This is a genomic window from Pseudomonas sp. QS1027 (assembly GCF_002814235.1).
Classification (GTDB): domain Bacteria; phylum Pseudomonadota; class Gammaproteobacteria; order Pseudomonadales; family Pseudomonadaceae; genus Aquipseudomonas.
Genome location: NZ_PHSU01000027.1, coordinates 179,836 through 199,150, shown reverse-complemented (window position 1 = coordinate 199,150; position 19,315 = coordinate 179,836). Strand labels below are relative to the sequence as shown.

17 protein-coding genes are annotated in these 19,315 nt (G+C 63.4%); 13 read left to right on the top strand and 4 right to left on the bottom strand.

Annotated elements, in window-relative coordinates; all coding sequences use genetic code 11:
• Positions 1-250 precede the first annotated feature (250 nt).
• Together CWE01_RS23615 and CWE01_RS23610 are read left to right on the top strand one after the other, a co-directional pair.
• Complete coding sequence (locus tag CWE01_RS23615) at positions 251-946, top strand: response regulator transcription factor (protein WP_100942960.1); 696 nt, start codon at positions 251-253, stop codon at positions 944-946.
• 105 nt (positions 947-1,051) lie between these two features.
• Positions 1,052-1,942, top strand: a complete 891-nt coding sequence (locus CWE01_RS23610) for a DUF2242 domain-containing protein (protein WP_100942959.1) — start codon at positions 1,052-1,054, stop codon at positions 1,940-1,942.
• Positions 1,943-2,303: 361 nt separating this feature from the next.
• Here the strand turns inward: CWE01_RS23610 and CWE01_RS23605 are convergent, their stop codons facing one another.
• Positions 2,304-3,344 carry an AraC family transcriptional regulator gene (locus CWE01_RS23605; protein ID WP_100942958.1) on the bottom strand — a complete coding sequence of 347 codons (1,041 nt, stop codon included), beginning with the start codon at positions 3,342-3,344 and terminating at the stop codon, positions 2,304-2,306.
• On the bottom strand, positions 3,341-4,480 hold the full coding sequence (locus CWE01_RS23600; RefSeq protein ID WP_100942957.1) for a carbon-nitrogen hydrolase family protein: 1,140 nt from the start codon (positions 4,478-4,480) through the stop codon (positions 3,341-3,343). The genes CWE01_RS23605 and CWE01_RS23600 overlap by 4 nt, the downstream gene beginning before the upstream one ends.
• A gap of 212 nt (positions 4,481-4,692) precedes the next feature.
• Here CWE01_RS23600 and CWE01_RS23595 point away from each other — a divergent pair, with 212 nt between their 5' ends.
• Both CWE01_RS23595 and CWE01_RS23590 read left to right on the top strand, forming a co-directional pair.
• A complete protein-coding gene (locus CWE01_RS23595; RefSeq protein ID WP_100942956.1) occupies positions 4,693-6,729 on the top strand; it encodes an NADPH-dependent 2,4-dienoyl-CoA reductase in 2,037 nt (678 codons plus the stop codon).
• A 211-nt stretch (positions 6,730-6,940) separates the two neighbouring features.
• Positions 6,941-7,858, top strand: a complete 918-nt coding sequence (locus tag CWE01_RS23590) for a 1-aminocyclopropane-1-carboxylate deaminase/D-cysteine desulfhydrase (RefSeq protein ID WP_100942955.1) — start codon at positions 6,941-6,943, stop codon at positions 7,856-7,858.
• A 10-nt stretch (positions 7,859-7,868) separates the two neighbouring features.
• Here CWE01_RS23590 and CWE01_RS23585 read toward each other — a convergent pair whose 3' ends face one another.
• Positions 7,869-8,420: a cytochrome b gene (locus tag CWE01_RS23585; RefSeq protein ID WP_100942954.1), complete on the bottom strand. Its 552-nt coding sequence runs from the start codon at positions 8,418-8,420 to the stop codon at positions 7,869-7,871.
• A gap of 189 nt (positions 8,421-8,609) precedes the next feature.
• Between CWE01_RS23585 and CWE01_RS23580 the strand changes: the two genes are divergently transcribed.
• Together CWE01_RS23580 and CWE01_RS23575 are read left to right on the top strand one after the other, a co-directional pair.
• Positions 8,610-8,957, top strand: a complete 348-nt coding sequence (locus CWE01_RS23580) for a metalloregulator ArsR/SmtB family transcription factor (protein ID WP_100942953.1) — start codon at positions 8,610-8,612, stop codon at positions 8,955-8,957.
• 41 nt (positions 8,958-8,998) lie between these two features.
• A complete protein-coding gene (locus CWE01_RS23575; protein ID WP_100942952.1) occupies positions 8,999-10,285 on the top strand; it encodes an arsenic transporter in 1,287 nt (428 codons plus the stop codon).
• 23 nt (positions 10,286-10,308) lie between these two features.
• Here the strand turns inward: CWE01_RS23575 and CWE01_RS23570 are convergent, their stop codons facing one another.
• Complete coding sequence (locus tag CWE01_RS23570) at positions 10,309-11,259, bottom strand: DUF1853 family protein (protein ID WP_100942951.1); 951 nt, start codon at positions 11,257-11,259, stop codon at positions 10,309-10,311.
• An 88-nt stretch (positions 11,260-11,347) separates the two neighbouring features.
• On the opposite strand from CWE01_RS23570, the gene CWE01_RS23565 reads away from it, so the two are divergent.
• From CWE01_RS23565 to CWE01_RS23530, 7 genes are all read left to right on the top strand, one after another.
• On the top strand, positions 11,348-12,238 hold the full coding sequence (locus CWE01_RS23565) for an NAD(+) kinase (protein WP_100942950.1): 891 nt from the start codon (positions 11,348-11,350) through the stop codon (positions 12,236-12,238).
• A complete protein-coding gene (locus CWE01_RS23560; protein ID WP_177144819.1) occupies positions 12,235-13,209 on the top strand; it encodes a metallophosphoesterase in 975 nt (324 codons plus the stop codon). The genes CWE01_RS23565 and CWE01_RS23560 overlap by 4 nt, the downstream gene beginning before the upstream one ends.
• Positions 13,206-14,078: a rhomboid family intramembrane serine protease gene (locus CWE01_RS23555; protein WP_100942948.1), complete on the top strand. Its 873-nt coding sequence runs from the start codon at positions 13,206-13,208 to the stop codon at positions 14,076-14,078. Before CWE01_RS23560 ends, CWE01_RS23555 begins: the two co-directional genes overlap by 4 nt.
• Before the next feature lie 27 nt (positions 14,079-14,105).
• Positions 14,106-14,366 carry a YeaC family protein gene (locus CWE01_RS23550; protein WP_100942947.1) on the top strand — a complete coding sequence of 87 codons (261 nt, stop codon included), beginning with the start codon at positions 14,106-14,108 and terminating at the stop codon, positions 14,364-14,366.
• On the top strand, positions 14,363-15,193 hold the full coding sequence (locus tag CWE01_RS23545) for a DUF2797 domain-containing protein (protein WP_100942946.1): 831 nt from the start codon (positions 14,363-14,365) through the stop codon (positions 15,191-15,193). The genes CWE01_RS23550 and CWE01_RS23545 overlap by 4 nt, the downstream gene beginning before the upstream one ends.
• Before the next feature lie 12 nt (positions 15,194-15,205).
• The gene (gene pepN, locus CWE01_RS23540; protein WP_100942945.1) at positions 15,206-17,863 is read left to right on the top strand and encodes an aminopeptidase N; all 2,658 of its coding nucleotides are present in this window, start codon (positions 15,206-15,208) and stop codon (positions 17,861-17,863) included.
• Positions 17,864-18,258: 395 nt separating this feature from the next.
• Positions 18,259-19,311 (top strand): YCF48-related protein, encoded by a 1,053-nt coding sequence (locus CWE01_RS23530; protein WP_100942943.1) that lies wholly within the window; start codon positions 18,259-18,261, stop codon positions 19,309-19,311.
• The last annotated feature ends 4 nt before the right edge of the window (positions 19,312-19,315 follow it).

Sequence of the window (19,315 nt, the reverse complement as noted above, 5' to 3'; positions counted from 1 at the left end):
CCTATGTCGGATGCGCCGACGACTGTTTAGCATGACCACCCATAGCCCACACCTGCGGCGCCGATCGCCATTGTGGCGCGGCTGGCCAGGTGGGGATCCGGCGCAGGGAGAGGGGCCCTGCGGATCAGGGGATATATCGGTTGGGCAGGATGCCATGGTGAAGGGGTGGCGGTCCGCACAACGATTTTGCGTCGGTCGGACCTGACCACTGCCGAGTCAGTTTTTCATTGGCAGCAGTGCAGGAGAGTTCATGCTCGAGAAAAAGCCTACCCGCCTCATGATTCTGGACGACCACAGCCTGGTCCTGTGCGGCATGGAGATCAAGATCCAGGCCGAGGCCGATCTCCTGTTGCTGGGCAGTTTCAGCCGTGGCTCGGCGCTGATGGCCGCCTTGCGCGAGCAGGAAGTCGACCTGGTGGTGATGGACTATTCGTTGCGTTCGGGCGAAGTCGACGGGCTGAACCTGATTCGTACCTTGAAGATCCGCTTTCCGAAGCTGCGGCTGCTGATCATCTCGTCCCTGTATGTGCCGGCGACGGTGGCCCTGGCGCTGCGCTGCGGGGCCAGCGGCTTTATTGGCAAGGAGTTGAACTCCGACGAGTTCGTCCTGGCGATCCGCCAGGTGGCGGCCGGCAAGGTCTACCTGCACCCGGACATGCTCGAGGCGTTGCAGGTGCACGAGGTGTCGCGGCTCGATATCGCCACGCCGGCTTCGGAGTCCGAGGTCGCCAGCCTCGACGTGCTGGCCAGGACCTCCGAACTGACGGTACGCGAACACGAGGTGCTGCGCTGCTGCCTGGACGGCTTGTCGGTGAGCCATATTGCGCGCAAGTTCTCGCGCAGTATCAAGACCATCAGTACCCAGAAGCAGGCGGCCTTCCGCAAGCTGGGGCTGCGTGGCGATAACGAGTTGTACAAGGTGCGTTATCAGATGGAGGGGCGCTGATAGGCATTTTCCTGAAAATTCGCTGTCACAACCTGTTCAGTGTGCGCTCAGCGATGTCGAACTGATGCACAATACGCCCCGGACCGTTTTTCCTCAGGATTCTCAATGTCGACATCATTCCACTTGCGTGCCGTTGCATTGGCACTGATGCTGGCGGGCGCCGCGGGCTGCTCGTCGACCACCAAGACCGCCGTTTACGAACGGGAAAATTTCGACGACGCCGGCACGTTCTCACGCAATTACGGTGTGAGCGACGCGGCGTCCTGTGAAGCGGCCCGGCGTGCCTTGCTCAGCCAGGGCTATATCATCACCAGCAGCGACCCGAAGCTGATCAGCGGCAACAAGAGCTTCCAGCAGACCGGCGATACCCATATGCAGATCAGCTTCAGCGTGGTCTGTGCGGCGGACGGCACGGCCAACCATCGCTCGACCATGTTCGCCAACGCCCTGCAGGACCGCTATGCCCTGAAGAAGGTCAACAACTCCGCGAGCCTCGGCGTGGGCGTGCTGGGTTCGGTGTCGATGCCGATCGGTTCGACGGATGACTCGATGGTCAAGGTGGCCAGCGAGACCGTGTCCTCGGCGACCTTCTATGACCGTTTCTTCACCCTGGTGGAGCTGTTCCTGCCGCCTGAGGTGAAAAAAGAGAAACATACCGACGAGAAACCCAAGGCCGAACTGGGAATGCCCGAAGTGGTGCCGGCCAAGGCCCAGGCGGACAAACCGGCGGAACCGAAGGCGGCAGACACCAAGCCTGCGGAACCGACGCCGGCAGCGAAGGCCGCGGACCCCGTGCATAGCGCTCCAGCAGCGCCTGTCACTCCGGCGGCTCCTGCCACGTCCGAACCGGTCGCGGCGCCAGCCGAAGCCGCGCCGGTCACGCCGCTCGAGAAGGCTCCGGCCACTCCAACCGCCCCGGCCACCCCTGCCGAGCCGACGCCTGCCCCGACGCCAGCGGCCAGCGAGCCGGCCGCTCCGGCGACCCCGGCCCAGTAAGCCCGACACCAGGTGACGGGTTCGGGTTTGTCGACCTCGATCCCGTGACCTTGTGATAGGGGACGCCAGCTGCAAAATAAAAGTGGGTAAATTCTGACCGTTCTGCTAGTTTTTTATTTCAGGCTCCTCTTCAGGTGCCTGGGCAGACGGGGTGCTTCATTTTTCCTTCACATGGGACCCCTATGCTGGATCCAGCCCGCTCCACGGGAGCGGTGAGCAAGACAGCGGTTTACCCACGAGCGAAAAAGGAGTTTTACGATGGATGACTATCAAGAAGAGCTGTTGGAGTTCAGTGCTTTCGAGTTGGACCCGGTTGAGCCGGCTGAAGACGCGACCGAGCTGTAAGCGGTCGCTTTTCGGCTCAGGCCGAATGCCGCTGACTGCGGCGGAACTCGCCGGGGGTCTGGCCGTTCCAGCGTTTGAAAGCCCGTTGAAAGGCCTCGGCTGAGGCAAACCCGAGCAGGTAGGCGATTTCGCCAAAAGCCAGTTCGGTGTCGCGAATATAGGTCATCGCCAGGTCACGGCGAGTGTCATTGAGAATGGCGCGAAATTGCGTGCCTTCCTCGGCCAGTTTACGACGCAGTGTCCAGGTCGGCAGCTTCAGGCGTGCCGCCACTTCTTCCAGGTCGGGTTCCCGGCCGCCATTGAGCAAAGGACCCAGCAACTGAGTGATACGTTCACGCAGACTGCGGGTGCGCGTCAGTTGTTCCAGTTCCCGTTCGCACAGTTGCAGCAGGTGCCGCCAGGTTGCGGGGCAATGGTTCGGGTTGCGCAGCCCCAGGCTGGCCTGGCCCAGGCGCAGCTGATTGTGCTCGGCGGCAAAATGCACCTGGCAGTCGCCCAGACCCTTGTAGGCCGCGGCATAGCCCGGTTCGGCGAATTCGATGTCGATGCGCTCGGCGTGCAGTGTTTCGCCGCCGACGCTGGACAGCTGTTGCAGCCAGCCGGCAATGATCGAGTCCACCACGAAGCGGTTGTAGGCGTTGTACGGGCTGATGGAGTAGAAACGCAGCCAGGCGCCGTTGGCGTCTTCATGAAAACTCGACTGCCCGCGATAGTTGGAACCGTAAAGCGCCTCGAAGCGGGTCAGGGTTCGCGCCGCTTCGCGCACCGTCGGCGCCTGGGCGGCGGTGACACCGGCAAGGCCCGCCTGGCTGAGCCGGCTGAGGCGGCCCATGCGCAAGCCCAGGGCCGGGTCGCCGGTCAACTGGATCGCCGCGTGCCCCAGGCGCATATAACGCGGAATCGACAGCCGGGCGCCGGGTTCGGCCAGGCGCGCCGGGTCCAGCCCATATTGTTCCAACAGCGCCTCAGCGTCCTGGCCGTGGCTGGTCACCGCATCGGCGAGGCTGTGGACGAAGCTCACGGACAGATCGCCCAGGCGCATCGATACCGGCTTCATGGCAACCACAGATTCAGCAGGCGGGCGCCGCGATCACTGCCGTCCTGCCCGTCGATGGAGCGTCCGTCCTGGCTGATAAAGCTCTGCCCCGAATAACGCTGGTTCCAGAATTGGCCACGCAGGAACACGGTCATGCCGGCCGTGGACTGGCTGCTGGGGACGCGGCTGATCAACGTCAGGCGATGCCAGGCTTCGCCCTCGCCGAGTTCGCCGGGCCGCAGGCTGATCTCCGCCGGCGTGGCCGCGTTCTTGAAGCCGCGCCAGGGTTGTTCCCAGCTGTTCTTGCCGGGCAGCGAGGCGCTCACGGCGATCAGTGATACGCCGAGCTCGTCAAACCGGCGGTAGTTGTCCGGGTACCAGCTATCACTGCCGATCAGCACGCCGAGGCGGCCGGCCGGGGTCTCTACGGCATTCAGCTCCTGGCGTCCGCCGCCCTTGATATAACCGCGTTCGTCGAAGGTCGGGTAGAGCTTGCGCTGGGGCTGGCCGAGGGGGCGCCCATCGGCGGCGAAGACCAGGCTGACGTTGTACAGCGCGCCCTTGCCGATTTTCAGGGTGCCTTGCTCGACGCTGGGGTCCGGCAGGACGATGGAGCCGGCCACCAGGGTGACGCCGAACTCTTTCGCCAGGCCGCCGAACACCGCCTGGTAATCCTGGGCCATGTTTTTGGCCTTCATGCGCAGGCGGGCGTCTTCGAGGAAACTGCGGCCCTTGGCATTGAACAGGGCGCCGAGCAGCTTCAGCGGGTTGCCGAGCATCAGCCAGTTCATTGCCTCCTGCTGGTCGAGGGCCTGGTAGAGGTCGTCCTTTTCCCCGCGCAGCAGCAGCCAGGTGCCGATGTGTTCCGGCAGTACCACAATGGTCTTGTCGTTCAGTAGCCCCAGGCCGCGGGCCTGTTGCAGATAGGCCGCCAGCTTGCGGTGCAGGCGTGCCGGGTTCTGGTAGTCGTTGGGAAACAGCTCCGGTTGCAGGCCCAGCAGGTTGCCGTGGTTGCCCGCCACGCCCTGGTTCACGGACAGGCGGATACGCAGGTCCGAGAGGTAGTGGCCGCTGCTGCGTTGCTGGGTCCACACGGCATAACCGGCGACGGCGGCGAGCAGCAGGACCAATAAGGAGAAGAGCAGGAATTTACGCATGGGAGCGGATAACGAACGACCGTGTGCGGGAGTCGTCGACTAGGGTAGGGCCCGCGGGCGTGCTTGCCAAGAGGCGCTGCACATTTGGATCAATAAGTTGTCAGTTTCGGTCATTGAGCCGGGACCGGGGCGTCTTTAATGTGCCAGTCATACAACTGACGGGGGCCGAAGAGCTTCCCGCATTCCGTGATCTTGCTCGTTGTGGAGTTTCTATGACCGCCGCCCAATACCCGCACCTGCTGGCCCCGCTCGACCTGGGTTTCACCACGTTGCGCAACCGCACCCTGATGGGCTCGATGCACACCGGCCTTGAGGAAAAGCCCGGCGGTTTCGAGCGCATGGCGGCCTACTTTGCCGAGCGCGCCCGTGGCGGCGTCGGTTTGATGGTGACCGGCGGTATCGCGCCAAACGACGAGGGCGGGGTGTATTCCGGCGCGGCCAAGCTGACCACCCAGGCCGAAGCCGACCAGCATCGTATCGTCACCCACGCGGTGCATGAGGCCGGCGGCAAGATCTGTCTGCAGATCCTCCATGCCGGGCGTTATGCCTACAGTCCGAAACAAGTGGCGCCGAGTGCGATCCAGGCCCCGATCAACCCGTTCAAGCCCAAGGAGCTGGATGAGGAAGGCATCGAGAAACAGATCGCCGACTTCGTGACCTGTTCGGCCCTGGCCCAGAATGCCGAGTACGACGGCGTCGAAATCATGGGTTCGGAAGGTTACTTCATCAACCAGTTCCTCGCGGCCCATACCAACCACCGTACCGACCGCTGGGGCGGTAGCTACGAGAACCGCATGCGCCTGCCGGTGGAGATCGTGCGGCGTGTGCGTGAGGCGGTGGGTTCGGACTTCATCATCATCTTCCGCCTGTCGATGCTCGACCTGGTGGAAGGCGGCAGCACCTGGGACGAAATCGTCCTGTTGGCCAAGGCCATCGAACAGGCCGGCGCGACCATCATCAACACCGGTATCGGCTGGCACGAAGCGCGGATTCCGACCATCGCCACCAAGGTGCCGCGCGCGGCGTTCAGCAAGGTCACGGCCAAGTTGCGCGGCTCGGTGGGTATTCCGCTGATCACCACCAACCGGATCAACACCCCGGAAGTGGCCGAGCAGATCCTCGCCGAGGGCGATGCCGACATGGTTTCCATGGCCCGGCCGTTCCTCGCCGACCCGGATTTCGTCAACAAGGCGGCGCAAGGGTGTGCCGACGAAATCAATACCTGCATTGGCTGCAACCAGGCCTGCCTGGACCATACCTTCGGCGGCAAGCTGACGTCCTGCCTGGTCAACCCGCGGGCCTGCCACGAGACCGAGCTGAATTACCTGCCGGTCACCCAGGTGAAGAAAATCGCCGTGGTCGGCGCCGGGCCGGCCGGTCTGTCGGCGGCCACCGTGGCGGCCGAGCGCGGGCACCAGGTGACGCTGTTCGATTCGGCCAGTGAGATCGGTGGCCAGTTCAACGTCGCCAAGCGCGTGCCGGGCAAGGAAGAGTTCTTCGAGACCCTGCGTTACTTCAAGCGCAAGCTGCAGACCACTCATGTCGAGGTTTGCTTGAATACGCGGGTGGATGTGGCGCAACTGGTGGCTGGCGGGTACGACGAGATCATCCTCGCCACGGGCATCGCGCCACGGCTGCCGGCGATTCCCGGGATAGACAACCCCAAGGTCCTGAGCTACCTGGATGTGTTGCTGGAGCGCAAGCCGGTGGGTCACAAGGTGGCGGTGATCGGGGCTGGTGGTATTGGCTTCGACGTCTCGGAATTTTTGGTGCATGAAGGTGTGGCCACCAGCCTGGATCGCGAGGCGTTCTGGAAGGAGTGGGGCATCGACACCCATCTTGAGGCGCGCGGCGGGGTGGCCGGGATCAAGGCCGAGCCCCATGCACCGGCCCGTGAGGTGTTCCTGTTGCAGCGCAAGGCCTCCAAGGTCGGCGATGGCCTGGGCAAGACCACCGGCTGGATTCACCGCACCGGGTTGAAGAACAAGCGGGTGCAGATGCTCAACAGCGTCGAGTACCTGAAGATCGACGAGGCCGGCCTGCACATCAGCATCGGCGATGGCGAGCCGCAGTTGCTGGCGGTGGACAACGTGGTGATCTGCGCCGGGCAGGACCCGTTGCGCGAATTGCAGGACGGGCTGGTGGCGGCCGGGCAGAATGTGCACCTGATCGGTGGCGCGGACGTGGCGGCGGAGCTGGATGCCAAGCGGGCGATCAACCAGGGTTCGCGGTTGGCGGCTGAGTTGTAAGCTTACGAGGCTGAACGCGGTCTTCCCTTGTAGGAGCCAGCTTGCTGGCGATAGCGGCGGATAGTCGATGCAAGGCTTGCAGGCCTCATCGCCAGCAAGCCGGCTCCTACAGGTTTCGTGGTGTGTTCAAGCTCTCCGTTTCGGGGTCTTGAAAACACCACAAGACTTGAACTGTTAAACTGCCGGCCTCCCCCCGCCGGACCTCTGCGCAATGCTCCCCCCTGCCGACTGGCACCCCCACGCCCCCCTCGAACCATTGCACCTGGACTGGCTGAGCCAAGCCGGGGTCGAGGTCGCCGTACTGCGCCTCGACCTGATCGATCCGCTGATCAGCGGCAACAAGTGGTTCAAGCTTACCGAGCATTTGGCGGCGGCCCGGCAAGCAGGCGCCGAAGGCCTGATCAGCCTGGGCGGCGCGCATTCCAATCATCTTCACGCCCTGGCGGCGGCGGGCAAGCGTTTCGGTTTCCCCTCCGTCGGCCTGTTGCGCGGGAATCCTGTGCAAACCCCCACCGTCGTCGATCTCCAGGCCTTCGGCATGGAACTGCACTGGCTCGGCTACGGCGGTTATCGGGCGCGGCATGCGCCGGACTTCTGGGAGCCGTGGCAGCAACGTTATCCACATCTGCACGGCGTGCCGGAGGGCGGTGGCGGCTTGATGGGCGCGCGTGGCTGCGGGGTCTTGCTGGACCAGGTCCACGAGCAATTACCGGCACTCGGCTGGGATGACTATCACGGCTGGTGGCTGGCCGCCGGAACCGGCACCACCCTGGCCGGACTGGTGCTGGCCGAAGCCGGGCGCCGACCGGTGTACGGCGCCCTGGCAGTGCCTGCCGACCATGGCGTGGCGCCTTTGGTCGAGGCGATCCTGGAGGAGGACGGGGCGATAAGCCCGGTTTTTGAACTGATCGACGCCTGCCGTGGCGGTTTTGCCAAGGTCGATCCGGCGTTGCTGGACTTTATCGCGCAAAGCGAGCAGCAGAGTGGCGTGCCGCTGGAGCCGCTGTATACCGGCAAGGCGTTACTGGCGCTTCAGGAGCAAGTGCGTACCGGACGCTTGACGCCAGGCACGCGCCTGGTCTTCGTGCATACCGGCGGCTTGCAGGGCCGCCGGGGTTTTGCCCTGTAAACCCAGCGGCTCAGGTCCTGCGCCTGGGCAGTATGCGCAGCAGGGTGTTGTCCCGCACGAAGTAGTGATGAAACAACCCGGCCAGGGCATGCAGGCCGATCAGCCAGTAGCCGGTGTTGGCCAGCAGCTCATGCCAACCCTTGATCTCCTTGGCGAAACCCAGGTCCTCAGCCGTCAACGCCGGCAGCTCGACGCCGTAGAACAGCACCGAATGCCCTTGCGCACTGACGACCAGCCAACCCAGGACCGGCGTAACGATCATGAACAGGTACAAGGCCCAGTGCATCAGCTTGGAGATCAGCATCTGCCAGACCGGTGGTGCGGGAACGATCTTCGGGGCCACGCCCAGGGCGCGCGCCAGCAAGCGAAGCCAGACCAGCAGGAACACCGTCAGGCCGAACATGTAGTGGGCCTCGACGATCAGCGTGCGGCCGCCACTGCCTTTGGGGAAATATCCGCGCAACTCAATACAGGCGTAGACCACCGCCAGCAGCACCAGCATCAGCCAGTGCAATGCAATCGACAGGCTGCTGTAGCGGCTGTCGGTATTTTTCCAGGGCATACGGTGTTCCTCGGATCATCAGGGCGGAAACCTCCGTTCTTGAGCGACGGAGTCCCTACACTTTAATAGGTTTAGCAGCATTTTGCCCAAGGCAACTCAGCACGTGGCCAGCATTACCCGTAACTGGGATTTGCTTTTATATATGTTTTTTCATATATTCGAAAAAACATATATGTCGGATTGCCCGTGATGTCCTGCTTTACCTCCCCCGTGGAACTCTTCAAATGCCTGGCTGACGAAACCCGTAGCCGGATCGTGCTGCTGGTGGCTCGTGAAGGTGAACTCTGCGTGTGTGAATTGACCGCTGCCCTGGAGTTGAGCCAACCGAAAATCTCCCGGCATCTGGCGCAATTGCGCCAAGGCGGGCTGCTGGCCGATCGGCGTCAGGGGCAGTGGGTGTTTTACCGTCTGCACCCCGAGTTGCCCCAATGGGTCTCGGCCTTGTTACAAGGCACCCTGCAGGCCAGCGAGCAGTGGCTGAGCGTGGATATCCAGCGGTTGCAGACCATGAACGACCGGCCGCTGCGTTGCTGCTGAGCCTTTGCTGTCCCTCTTGCTAACCTTGAAGGTTGTTGTGCATGTTGATTGCCGCGTTGATTTTCCTGCTGACCATTACCCTGGTGATCTGGCAGCCCAGAGGCCTGGGCGTCGGCTGGAGCGCCTGCCTCGGCGCGCTGCTGGCCTTGTTCTGTGGCGTGGTCCATCTCGCTGATATTCCGCTGGTCTGGCAGATCATCTGGAATGCCACCGGCACCTTTATCGCCCTGATCATCATCAGCCTGTTGCTTGATGAAGCCGGCTTCTTTGCCTGGGCGGCGCTGCATGTGGCGCGCTGGGGGCGGGGCAGCGGACGCAAGCTGTTCGCCGCCTTCGTGCTGCTGGGGGCGCTGGTCTCGGCGTTGTTCGCCAACGACGGCGCGGCGCTGATCCTCACGCCGATTGTGATTGCCATGCTCCTGGCCCTGCGCTTTTCCAAGGCGGCGACCCTGGCGTTCGTCATGGCCGCCGGCTTTATCGCCGACACCGCGAGCCTGCCGCTGGTGGTGTCGAACCTGGTGAATATCGTTTCGGCGGACTATTTCAAGATCGGCTTCAATGCCTATGCCTCGGTGATGCTGCCGGTGAACCTGGTCAGCGTGGCGGCGACCCTGCTGGTGTTGCTGTGGTTCTTCCGACGCGACATTCCCCGCGACTACGACCCCCAGCAACTGGAACTGCCCGCCAGCGCGATCCATGACAAGGCGACCTTTATCGCCGGTTGGTGGGTGTTGATCATCCTGCTGGTGGGCTGTTTTGCCCTGGAGCCGTTGGGGATTCCCATCAGCGCGATTTCGGCGGTGTGCGCGGCCTTGCTGTTGGGGATCGCCGCACGGGGTCACAAGATCTCGACCCGCAAGGTGTTGAAAGAAGCACCGTGGCAGATCGTGATTTTCTCCCTGGGCATGTATCTGGTGGTCTACGGCCTGCGCAATGCCGGGCTGACCACTTACCTCGCCGGCTGGCTGGATCACTTCGCGAACTACGGGATCTGGGGCGCGGCGATGGGCACCGGGCTGTTGAGCGCCTTCCTGTCCTCGGTCATGAACAACCTGCCGACGGTGCTGATCGGCGCCTTGTCCATCGATGCCAGCCAGGCCAGTGGCGTGGTGAAGGAGGCGATGATCTACGCCAACGTCATCGGCAGCGACCTGGGGCCGAAAATCACCCCCATTGGCAGCCTGGCGACATTGCTCTGGCTGCATGTGCTGGAGCGCAAGGATATCCGTATCGGCTGGGGGTATTACTTCAAGGTCGGGATTGTCCTGACCCTGCCGGTGCTGCTGGTGACCCTGGCGGCCCTGGCCTTGCGTTTGTCGCTGGTTTGACGGGTGGTGACGTGCTTTGGCGATCAGCCGGTACCCGGCACATTCGGCCAGAGATCGGCCACCAGGAACAAGCGCTCGGCCTCTTCCCAGTCGCCTTGCGCATTCTGGGTCAGGCGCACCAGCAACTGCGCTGGCGCGTGCGGGTCGAGCTCCTCCAGCCACCGGGCCAGGTGCTCCCGCGACCAGGCGTCTGCCTCGGCATAGTGCGCCGGCGCCAGCCAGGCATGGCGGGGCAGGGGTTGCCAGCGGCCCACCGGGCTGCGCTTGATAAAGTCCGGCCAATCGCGCTGATGCAGCCAGTGCCCATGCAGATGTTGCGGATGCGCGCCCCGGGGCGGACGCGCCGTCCCCGGCCACGGATACAGCAGGTAGCCTCCCAGCCACAACTGCGCACTGAACTGGTGGATATCCAGCGCCGCCAAGGCCTCGCGGCTTTCCGGCCGGGCGGAAATCGGCAACTGGTGCTCGCTCAGATGCGCCAGCTTGCGGTCCAGCCGGTCATGGCAACCCGGGCCGAGCCAGCGCGCCGGGTTTTCGCCGCCGCCCTGCTGCGGACCCAGGTACAGCTTGATCGCCAACTCCAGGTGATGCACGCCATCGCGATCACGCAACAGCAAATCCAACTCACCCAGGGTGTGGCCCTCGCGGCGGATCGGCAGGTTGGCGCCGATCAACTCGATCCCCGGCGCCTGCTGCACCGCGAACTGCCACAACCGCTCGTAATACAGCCCCAATCGCCGGGTCGCTCCGCGAAGCAGCCAACCCTGCAACTCGACGGGATCGCGATCCAGCCTGTGCAACCACTGCTCCAACTGGTCCGGCGCCTGTACCCAGTCGCTGCCGGCCAACGGGTGGCGTTGCGGCCACGGGGTGTCTTCCAGCATTGGCGGCGCCAGGATGACCCAGGCCAGGTCGCGCACTTCGGGATGGCGCAACTGTCGGGGCAGGTTGAGCAAGTCGGGGAAGAGGATCATCCTGCGAGCATAGCTGAAAGGGTTTTGTCTCGGGCCGGCTTTCGCCCATAATCTCCCCTTTGCCCGTCCCAGACCCCGCAGGAGCCCCATGGAGCAATTTCGCAATATCGGCATCATTGGCCGCCTGGGCAGTTCGCAGGTGCTGGATACCGTTCGCCGGCTGAAGAAATTCCTCCTGGCGCGGCACCTGCACGTGATCCTCGAGGACACCATCGCCGAGGTCCTGCCGGGCCATGGCCTGCAAACCTCGTCGCGCAAGATGCTCGGCGAAGTCTGTGACATGGTCATCGTCGTCGGCGGCGACGGCAGCCTGCTCGGCGCCGCCCGCGCGCTGGCCCGGCACAATATCCCGGTGCTGGGGATCAACCGTGGCAACCTGGGCTTTCTCACCGATATCCGCCCGGATGACCTGGAAGTCGAAGTGGCCAAGGTCCTCGACGGCCACTACCTGGTGGAAAACCGCTTCCTGCTGCAGGCCGAAGTGCGCCGCCATGCCGAAGCCATCGGCCAGGGCGATGCACTCAACGACGTGGTCCTGCACCCCGGCAAGTCGACGCGGATGATCGAGTTCGAGCTGTACATCGACGGCCAGTTCGTCTGCAGCCAGAAAGCCGACGGCCTGATCGTCGCCACGCCCACCGGTTCCACGGCCTATGCGCTGTCCGCCGGCGGTCCGATCATGCATCCCAAGCTCGATGCCATTGTGATCGTGCCCATGTACCCCCATACCTTGTCCAGCCGCCCCATTGTGGTCGACGGCAACAGCGAGTTGAAAATCGTGGTGTCCAAGGACATGCAGATCTACCCGCAGGTTTCCTGCGACGGGCAGAACCATTTCACCTGTGCCCCCGGCGATACGGTGACCATCAGCAAGAAACCGCAGAAGCTGCGGCTGATTCACCCGCTGGATCACAACTATTACGAAGTCTGCCGCACCAAGCTCGGCTGGGGCAGTCGGCTGGGTGGTGGAGGCGACTGATGCTCGATCCCGCGCGTGGCTACGATCTGATCGGTGATGTGCACGGTTGCGCCCATACCCTCGAACATCTGCTGGACATGCTCGGCTACCAGAAGCTGGGGGGCATCTGGCGTCATCCGTCGCGCATGGCGGTGTTCCTCGGCGATATCATCGACCGCGGCCCGCGCATCCGCGAAGCCCTGCATATCGTCCATGACATGGTCGAGGCCGGGCAGGCGCTGTGCATCATGGGCAACCATGAGTTCAACGCCCTGGGCTGGAGCACGCCGGCAGCGGCAGGCAGCGGCAAGCAGTTCGTCCGCGAGCACACGCCACGGCATGCCCGGCTGCTCAATGAAACCCTGACCCAGTTCGAACAGCACCCGGCGGACTGGCATGACTTCCTCGCCTGGTTCTACGAGCTGCCGCTGTTCATCGATGCCGGACGTTTCCGCGTGGTGCATGCCTGCTGGGATGGCGGCTTGATCGCGCCTTTGCGGGCGCAGCACCCCGATGGCCGGATCGACGAAGCCTTCCTCAAGGATTCGGCGCTGCCCGGCAGTTTTGCCGCGACGGTGTTCGACCGCCTGCTGCGTGGTACCGACATGCGCCTGCCGGACGGTCTGACGCTGACCGGCGGCGACGGCCTGACCCGGGCGTTCTTCCGCACCAAGTTCTGGGAAGACGACCCGCAGACCTACGGCGATATCGTCTTCCAGCCCGATGCCTTGCCTGAGGTGGTGGCGAGCAAAGCGCTGTCCTCCACCGAAAAGAATGCCTTGCTGCGTTATGGCCTCGAAGAACCGATGCTGTTCGTCGGGCACTACTGGCGCAGCGGCAAGCCCGCGCCGATCCGTCCCAACCTGGCCTGCCTGGATTACAGCGCCGTGCTCTACGGCAAACTGGCGGCTTACCGGCTGGACCAGGAAACCTCCCTCGACCCGCAGAAATTCGTCTGGGTCGACGTCGAACGTCCCGAGGCTTTGCGATGAGTGCCACTGCTGTCTTACGCCTGCCGTTGACCACCGATTTGAGTGGCTTCGTCAAACTGCTGGAGCGCATGCAGGTGCCGCACCGGGTCAACGAGGAATCCGGCGAACAGGTACTGTGGGTGCCCGAGTCGATCAGTGCCGATGTGCTGTCGCTGTACCAGCGTTTCCCCGCCGGCGATCCGGATAACCACCTGGAAGTCCCGGACAAGCCGGCGGCCATGACCCGGCCGAACTTTCTCACCCAGATACGCCAGAGCCCGGCCACCGCCAGCATCCTCTTGCTCTGCCTGATCGTCGCCGGCGTGACCCTGCTCGGTGACAACCTCCAGACGATGCACTGGTTGACCTTCCTCGACTTCCGGGTGAACGGCAACTACGTCCAGTTCACGCCCCTGGCCGATGGCCTGGCGGCGGGGCAGTGGTGGCGGTTGGTGACGCCGATGCTGATCCACTTCGGCATCCTGCACATCGCCATGAACGGCATGTGGTACTGGGAGCTGGGCCGGCGCATCGAGTTGCGCCAGGGCAGCATCAACCTGCTGGGGCTGACGTTGCTGTTCAGCCTGGTGTCCAATTATGCGCAGTATTACGCCAGCGGCCCGACCCTGTTCGGCGGCCTGTCCGGGGTGCTCTACGGTTTGCTCGGGTATTGCTGGATCTACCAATGGGTGTCGCCGAACCCGGTCTATCGTTTGCCACGCGGTGTGCTGGTGATGATGCTGGTCTGGCTGCTGTTGTGCCTGTCGGGCCTGGTCTCGATGATCGGCTTCGGCGAAATCGCCAACGGTGCCCATGTCGGTGGACTGCTCATCGGATGTTTCAGCGGTTTGTTGGGCGGCCTCTGGTCTCGTCGTAAACTGGCCATCTAGTCGAATTTTTTCAAGCGTGGAGAGCGCATGTCCTCTTTTATCGAAATGATTGAAAACATCACCCCCGACATCTACGAGAGCCTGAAACTGGCGGTGGAAATCGGCAAATGGTCTGACGGGCGCAAGCTCAGCGCCGAACAGCGCGAGCTGTCGTTGCAGGCGATGATCGCCTGGGAAACCCAGAACCTGCCGGAAGACCAGCGCACCGGCTACATGGGCGCGCAGGAATGCGCCTCGAAGTCGGCGCCGGTGCCGAACATCCTGTTCAAGTCGGATGCCATCCATTGATCGAGCTTGGCCGCGGTGCAATCAGCAAGATGTCGACGCGCCTTGAAGGCGCGGACGTGCAGTACGCCTTTCGCCTGGGTGACAGCGAGGTGCCGGTCAACCCGTTGATCGGCCAGAAGCTGCGCCTGGAATTTCTCGGGGCGATTCATTGCACCCATTGTGGACGCAAGACCAAGACCAGCTTCAGCCAGGGTTATTGCTACCCGTGCATGACCAAGCTGGCCCAGTGCGACACCTGCATCATGAGTCCCGAGCGCTGCCATTACGACGCCGGCACCTGCCGCGAGCCGTCCTGGGGTGAAAAATTCTGCATGACCGACCATGTGGTCTACCTGGCCAATTCGTCGGGGATCAAGGTCGGCATCACCCGCGCCACCCAGTTGCCGACCCGCTGGCTCGACCAGGGCGCCAGCCAGGCGCTGCCGATCGTCCGTGTGGCGACCCGTCAGCAGTCCGGCTTCGTCGAGGACCTGTTTCGCAGCCAGGTGGCCGACAAGACCAACTGGCGCGCCTTGCTCAAGGGCGATGCGCCGGCGGTGGACCTCAAGGCGGTGCGCGAGCAACTGTTCGAGTCCTGTGCCGAGGGCTTTACCGCCTTGCAAACGCGTTTCGGCCTGCAGGCGATCCAGCCGGTGCGCGATATCGAACCGCTGGAAATCCGTTACCCGATCGAGCACTACCCGACCAAGGTGGTCAGCTTCAACCTGGACAAAGACCCGATTGCCGAAGGCACGTTGATGGGGATCAAGGGCCAGTACCTGATCTTTGACACCGGCGTGATCAATATCCGTAAATACACGGCCTACCAGCTCGCCGTGCATCAGTAAAAGGACGCCCTCATGCGCACCGAACAACCGAAGATGATCTATCTGAAGGACTATCAGGCACCGGACTACCTGATCGACGAGACGCACCTGACCTTCGAGTTGTTCGAGGACCATACCCTGGTCCATGCGCAGCTGGTGATGCGCCGCAACCCGGCTGCCGGTGCGGGCCTGCCGCCGCTGGTGCTGGATGGCCAGTTGCTGGAACTGCTCTCGGTGCAACTCGACGACCGCTTGTTGTCGAGCAACGACTACCAGATCGACGACAGCCACCTGACCCTGCACCCGGGCAGCGAGCGCTTCAGCATCGACACCAGCGTGAAGATCCACCCGGAAACCAACACCGCCCTGGAAGGCCTGTACAAGTCCGGTGCGATGTTCTGCACCCAGTGCGAGGCCGAAGGCTTCCGCAAGATCACCTATTACCTCGACCGCCCGGACGTGATGAGCAAGTTCACCACCACGGTGATCGCCGAGCAGCATCGTTATCCGGTGCTGTTGTCCAACGGCAACCCGGTGGGCAACGGTCCCCAGGACGACGGCCGGCACTGGGCGACCTGGGAAGACCCGTTCATGAAACCGGCCTACCTGTTCGCCCTGGTGGCGGGTGACCTGTGGTGTGTCGAAGACAGCTTCGCGACCATGAGCGGCCGTGACGTCGCGCTGCGCATCTATGTCGAGCCGGAAAATATCGACAAGTGCCAGCACGCCATGAACAGCCTGAAGAAGTCCATGCGCTGGGACGAGGAAGTCTATGGTCGCGAGTACGACCTGGACATCTTCATGATCGTCGCGGTCAATGACTTCAACATGGGCGCCATGGAGAACAAGGGCCTCAATATCTTCAACTCCAGCGCCGTGCTGGCCCGTGCCGAAACCGCCACCGACGCCGCGCACCAGCGGGTCGAGGCCATCGTCGCCCACGAATACTTCCACAACTGGTCGGGCAACCGCGTGACCTGCCGCGACTGGTTCCAGCTGTCGCTCAAGGAAGGCTTCACGGTGTTCCGCGATGCCGGCTTCTCCGCCGACATGAACTCGCGCACCGTCAAGCGGATCCAGGACGTGGCCTACCTGCGGACCCACCAGTTCGCCGAAGATGCCGGCCCCATGGCCCACGCCGTGCGCCCGGACAGCTTTATCGAGATTTCCAACTTCTACACCCTGACCGTCTACGAGAAGGGCTCGGAAGTGGTCGGCATGATCCACACCCTGCTCGGTGCCGAAGGTTTCCGTAAAGGCAGCGACCTGTACTTCCAGCGCCATGACGGCCAGGCCGTGACCTGCGACGATTTCGTCAAGGCCATGGAAGATGCCAATGGCGTCGACTTCACTCAGTTCAAACGCTGGTACAGCCAGGCCGGTACGCCGCGTCTTGCCGTCAGCGAAAGCTACGATGCGAGCGCCAGGACCTACAGCCTGACCTTCCGCCAGAGCTGCCCGCAGACCCCGGACAAGCAGGAAAAACTGCCGTTCGTGATTCCGGTGGAGATCGGCCTGCTGGATGCCCAGGGTGCTGAAATCGCCTTGCAACTGAGCGGTGAAGCGGCCGCCGGCGCTACCAGCCGCGTGCTCTCGGTGACCGAAGCCGAACAGACCTTCACCTTCGTCGGTCTCGACGCCAAGCCGTTGCCGTCCTTGCTGCGGGGCTTCTCGGCACCGGTGAAGCTGAGCTTCCCGTATGACCGCGACCAGTTGATGTTCCTGATGCAGCACGACAGCGACGGCTTCAACCGTTGGGACGCCGGCCAGCAATTGTCGGTGCAGGTGTTGCAGGAACTGATCGGCCAGCATCAGAAGGGCGAAGCGCTGGTGCTCGATCCGCGTCTGGTCACGGCCTTGCGCAGTGTGTTGGGCAACGAGCAACTTGATCAGGCGATGGTTGCTGAAATGCTCTCGCTGCCGGGCGAGGCCTACCTCACCGAGATCAGCGAAGTGGCGGATGTCGAGGCGATCCATACCGCTCGCGAATTCGTTCGCCGGCAGTTGGCCGAGCAGTTGTTCGACGGTTTGTGGCAGCGTTACCAGGCCAACCGTGCGCTGTCGAAAGTCACGCCTTATGTGGCCGAGAACGAGCACTTTGCCCGGCGTGCCCTGCAGAACATCGCGCTGTCGTACCTGATGCTCAGTGGCAAGCCTGAAGTGCTGGCGGCGACCCTGGAGCAGTTCGAAAGCGCCGACAACATGACCGAGCGCCTGACCGCCCTGGCGGTGCTGGTGAACTCGCCGTTCGAAGCCGAGAAGGCGCTGGCGCTGGCCAGTTTCGCCGAGCACTTCAAGGACAATCCGCTGGTCATGGACCAGTGGTTCAGCGTCCAGGCCGGCAGCACGTTGCCCGGCGGCTTGCAGCGGGTCAAGGCGTTGATGGAGCACCCGGCGTTCACCATCAAGAACCCGAACAAGGTGCGGGCGCTGATCGGTGCCTTTGCCGGGCAGAACCTGATCAACTTCCATGCGGCGGACGGTTCGGGTTATCGCTTCCTGGCGGATATCGTGATCCAGCTCAATGCGCTGAACCCGCAGATTGCTTCCCGGCAGTTGGCACCGCTGACCCGCTGGCGCAAGTATGACGACGCCCGCCAGGCGCTGATGAAGGCCGAGCTGGAGCGCATTCGCGGTTCCGGTGAGTTGTCGGCCGACGTGTACGAGGTTGTCAGCAAAAGCCTGGCCTGACTTGGCAGGATCGCGGGCCTCCTTGTGGCGAGGGGGCTTGCCCCCGTTGGAGCGCGAAGCGCTCCCAAAACCGGCGGCCACGATGGGTCAGTTAAACCGAGTGCTCTGGTTTTACGACTGCTTCGCAGCCGAGCGTGGGCAAGCCCGCTCGCCACATGGCCTTTGTTCATCACCTCACCTGATGTCCCATCATTCAGGCTCCCCCTCAACGCCCCAGGTTAACAAAAGATAACGTGGCGTCGATTGTCAGACGATTCCAAAGCCCGATAGGATAGCTCCAGCTTTAGAAGGGGCTCTAGATTGCCGGTTTCAGACGAACCGGCCGTCATGAAAACGCCCTAGAAGGCGCCCTGATAGGTTGGATGACCTGACAATAATAATGGGGAGAAAGGTCTATGAATGAGCCTGTGAGGCCTACGGGTTCTGGCTGTCCGCCGACATGGCGCGGTACGGCATTGCTGGTGGCGGCGCTTTCGCTGTCGGGACTGGCGGCACTGCCGGCCAGCGCATACGCGGCAGCGTCCACCACTGCCGACACCGTCTACTCCATCGAATCCTCCAAGGCCATCAAGAGCCTGCTGCTCGACGTGGTGCATGCCGGCAAGCGGCTGGTGGCCGTCGGCGATCGCGGGCATATCCTCTTCTCCGACGACCAGGGCGGCCACTGGACCCAGGCCAGGGTCCCGACCCGGCAGATGCTCACCGCGGTCTATTTCGTCGACGACCAGCACGGCTGGGCCGTCGGTCACGATGCACAGATCCTCGCCAGCACGGACGGCGGCGCCACCTGGACCCGCCAGTTCGAAGACCTCAAGCGCGAAGCGCCATTGCTCGACCTCTGGTTCAAGGACGCCAGCACCGGCTTTGCCGTGGGCGCCTACGGAGCCCTGCTGGAAACCACCGACGGCGGCCAGCACTGGGAAAACGTCAGCGAGCGCATCGACAACCCCGACCAGTTCCACCTCAACGCCATCGCTGCGGTCAAGGATGCCGGGCTGTTCGTCGTCGGCGAGCAGGGCAGCATGTTCCGCTCCGCCGACTGGGGCCAGACCTGGGAACACGTCGACGGCCCTTACCAGGGCTCGCTGTTCGGCGTGATCGGCACCGCCCAGCCCTCCACGTTGCTGGCCTACGGCTTGCGCGGCAACCTCTACCGCTCCACTGACTTCGGCAGCAGCTGGGAACCGGTGGAACTCAAGGCCGCCCGTGGCGCCCTGGAGTTCGGCCTGTCCGGCGCGACCTTGCTGGATGACGGTTCGCTGGTGATCGTCGGCAACGGCGGCAGCGTGATCCGCAGCACCGATGACGGCGTGACCTTCAGTGTGTTCAACCGTCCCGACCGGATTTCCCTGTCGGCGGTGACGGCGGCCGGCAACGGCAACCTGATCCTCGTCGGCCAGGGCGGCGCCCACACCACCACGCCCACGGGCGCTGAGCTGGGCCAATAACAAG

Bases quoted from the DNA above. Each gene is read 5' to 3' on its own strand.
- CWE01_RS23595 (WP_100942956.1), top strand. From the start codon at position 4,693: ATGACCGCCGCCCAATACCCGCACCTGCTGGCCCCGCTCGACCTGGGT.
- pepN (WP_100942945.1), top strand. From the start codon at position 15,206: ATGCGCACCGAACAACCGAAGATGATCTATCTGAAGGACTATCAGGCA.
- CWE01_RS23555 (WP_100942948.1), top strand. From the start codon at position 13,206: ATGAGTGCCACTGCTGTCTTACGCCTGCCGTTGACCACCGATTTGAGT.
- CWE01_RS23605 (WP_100942958.1), bottom strand. From the start codon at position 3,344: ATGAAGCCGGTATCGATGCGCCTGGGCGATCTGTCCGTGAGCTTCGTC.
- CWE01_RS23570 (WP_100942951.1), bottom strand. From the start codon at position 11,259: ATGATCCTCTTCCCCGACTTGCTCAACCTGCCCCGACAGTTGCGCCAT.
- CWE01_RS23600 (WP_100942957.1), bottom strand. From the start codon at position 4,480: ATGCGTAAATTCCTGCTCTTCTCCTTATTGGTCCTGCTGCTCGCCGCC.
- CWE01_RS23530 (WP_100942943.1), top strand. From the start codon at position 18,259: ATGAATGAGCCTGTGAGGCCTACGGGTTCTGGCTGTCCGCCGACATGG.
- CWE01_RS23575 (WP_100942952.1), top strand. From the start codon at position 8,999: ATGTTGATTGCCGCGTTGATTTTCCTGCTGACCATTACCCTGGTGATC.
- CWE01_RS23585 (WP_100942954.1), bottom strand. From the start codon at position 8,420: ATGCCCTGGAAAAATACCGACAGCCGCTACAGCAGCCTGTCGATTGCA.
- CWE01_RS23610 (WP_100942959.1), top strand. From the start codon at position 1,052: ATGTCGACATCATTCCACTTGCGTGCCGTTGCATTGGCACTGATGCTG.
- CWE01_RS23580 (WP_100942953.1), top strand. From the start codon at position 8,610: ATGTCCTGCTTTACCTCCCCCGTGGAACTCTTCAAATGCCTGGCTGAC.
- CWE01_RS23615 (WP_100942960.1), top strand. From the start codon at position 251: ATGCTCGAGAAAAAGCCTACCCGCCTCATGATTCTGGACGACCACAGC.
- CWE01_RS23590 (WP_100942955.1), top strand. From the start codon at position 6,941: ATGCTCCCCCCTGCCGACTGGCACCCCCACGCCCCCCTCGAACCATTG.
- CWE01_RS23550 (WP_100942947.1), top strand. From the start codon at position 14,106: ATGTCCTCTTTTATCGAAATGATTGAAAACATCACCCCCGACATCTAC.
- CWE01_RS23565 (WP_100942950.1), top strand. From the start codon at position 11,348: ATGGAGCAATTTCGCAATATCGGCATCATTGGCCGCCTGGGCAGTTCG.